Origin of the sequence: uncultured Oscillibacter sp. (assembly GCF_910579365.1) — a bacterium.
In the GTDB taxonomy this organism is placed as follows: domain Bacteria; phylum Bacillota; class Clostridia; order Oscillospirales; family Oscillospiraceae; genus Oscillibacter.
In genome coordinates this window covers 1-2,240 of record NZ_CAJTUX010000145.1, presented here as the reverse complement: position 1 = coordinate 2,240, position 2,240 = coordinate 1, and the positions used below count along the sequence as shown (strand labels likewise).

Annotated in this window: 2 protein-coding genes; both read right to left on the bottom strand. The window is 54.6% G+C overall.

Going from position 1 to position 2,240, the window contains the following annotated elements:
• Positions 1-177: 177 nt before the first annotated feature.
• On the bottom strand, positions 178-393 hold the full coding sequence (locus tag QZ329_RS15515) for an LLM class flavin-dependent oxidoreductase (RefSeq protein WP_120391153.1): 216 nt from the start codon (positions 391-393) through the stop codon (positions 178-180).
• Positions 394-699: 306 nt separating this feature from the next.
• A partial coding sequence (locus tag QZ329_RS15510; RefSeq protein WP_295753900.1) for a DUF4368 domain-containing protein occupies positions 700-2,240 on the bottom strand: 1,541 nt, incomplete at its 5' end.

Genomic DNA, 2,240 nt, shown 5'->3' with positions numbered 1-2,240 from the left:
ACTCGTCCAGTTCCTTGATTTGCAGTTGGACAATGTAGCCGTCAATACACATCTTCCGAATATAGGCGCTCATGTTGTGAACGCCCATCAGTGCCATCCTCTGTTCGATTAGGCTCCGTTCCTCGTCTGTAACTTTGAAATAGATACCGCTGGTTTTACTTTTCGCCATAGTCCCCCTTATCTCCGCTTCTGCCATACGAGGTCATAGCCGAGAGCGTCAGCCAACTCCACCGCCTCCTTGTAGCGCAGGGATTCCCGGCGCAGCTTGTCGGAGAGGTTGGGGACGCTGGGGCTCCATCCGTACTGTTCCGCCAGCTTTTCCACTAACTCGCTCATGGTGAAGCCCTCCCGGACAATGTAGGCTTTGATTTCGTTCCTGATATTCATAATCATATCTCCTTCGATAATCGTATTCGCCATCCGGCGTAGAATTTGAAAACGCTCCCAGCGGCCTGGGCAAGCTGTTCACAATGCCCAGGTCACAGGAGCGCACATCGGATTTCAGCGTTCAGCGTGAAGCCATGCGAAACCGTGAAAACCAGCAGAGGACAACGTACCGTGTTCGCTGTCCAGCGTTGCGTGTTTCCATGAAAAATCGCAATTCTGACGCTGTTTTGTTCGCTGATTTCACATGGATTGAAATTTAGGACACAAAAAGGGCGGTCTGCTTGACGCAAACCGCCCTCCGGCACAGCATAGTCAATTTTGAGCCACCGCCCGTTTCTTCTTTTCACGGGAGCGCCGGGAGTATTCCCGCTGCTTTTCCCGTTTCTTCCGCAACCGCTCCTGTTCTGCCAGTTCCTCCGGTGTAGGCTCCGGGATAGGCACATCAAACTTGCCGATGAACTTCAAATAAATATCAACTTCCTGCACCCGTTCGCCGCTGGACCTATCCGGCGCATGGACAACGATCTTGTCCACAAACTCAAAAATCATCGGCGTGGTCAGCACCGAAAAATCGGTGTACCGCTTGACCAACTCCAGGAATTGATCGGCCCGGTCTGTATCGGCGTTGAACGCATCAAGTTCTGCCTGTTCCCGCTCAATCGCCGCATCCAATTCCTCCTGCTCATGCTCATACCCGTCCGACAGCAGCTTGAACCGCTTCTCCGTCAGACTGCCCGTGGCAAAGGATTCATAGAGCTTCTTTATCAGCCCGTCCAGTTCTGCGGACCGTTTGCGGTCCCGGTTCAGCTTGCGCTTCAACTCCTTCGCGGCGTTGTCCTGCCGAAGCTGGGAGGCGGCGCGAATCTTCTCGACAAAGCCCTTTTCATCGGAGATCGCATAGGCGCTGACGGTTTTGATGGTATCCAGCAGTAGCGCCCGGACTGCCCTGGTGGTGATATAGTGGCTGCAACACTTCTGCTCGGAGTGTTTGGCGGTCAGCATATAGGTGGAGCAGTTGTAGTTATCGCTGGGATAGAGGCCGCTGTCAGGGTCAGGTTCCCACCCCTCTTTCAGCGCCCTGCCTCTGCTTCGATGGTTATACATCCTGGCCCCGCACTCGGCGCAGAACAACAGCCCCGTCAGGGGATTGGCCTCGCCCGTGGTGTCCGTCCGGCGTACTGTCTGCCGTGACCGCTGGGCCAGTTTCCAGGTTTCCGGGTCAACAATAGCCTCATGGGTGTTTTCAAAAATCAGCCATTCCTCCGGGGGACGTTTTATCATCTTCTTGTCCTTATAGGAGGGCTTATAGGCGCGGAAGTTGACGGTATGCCCCATATACTCCGGCTTGGCGAGCATATCCGCAACGGTGTTGCCCGTCCAGTCATAGGGACGGGACATATCCGTTTTGCTCTGGCACGTTCCCCGGCCCCGCTGGGCGAGGTAGTAGGAGGGGCGCTCCACCTTGTCATTCATCAGGATTTTGGCAATGGTTAAAGGGCCTTTGCCCTCCACGCTCAACAGAAAAATGCGGCGCACAACATCCGCCGCTTCTTCGTCCACCAGCCAATGGTGCTTTTCCTCCGGGTCCTTCTTGAACCCGTAGGGGATCGTGTTGGTGACGGGCTTGCCGGACCGTCCACGCACCTGATACTGCGCTTTCTGTTTCCGGCTACAGTCCCGGACGTACCACTCATTCATGATGTTCAAAAAGGGCGCAAATTCCCCCGAATTGTGGTCAAAACTGTCCACACCGTTGGAAATAGCGATAAACCGAACACCCTTCTCCCTAAACAGGATTTCCGTATAAAATCCTGTTTGCAGGTAATCTCTCCCGACCCGGCTCATGTCCTTGG

What these genes read in the sequence shown, in the direction of transcription:
- QZ329_RS15515 (WP_120391153.1), bottom strand. Translation starts at nt 393, where the DNA reads ATGATTATGAATATCAGGAACGAAATCAAAGCCTACATTGTCCGGGAG.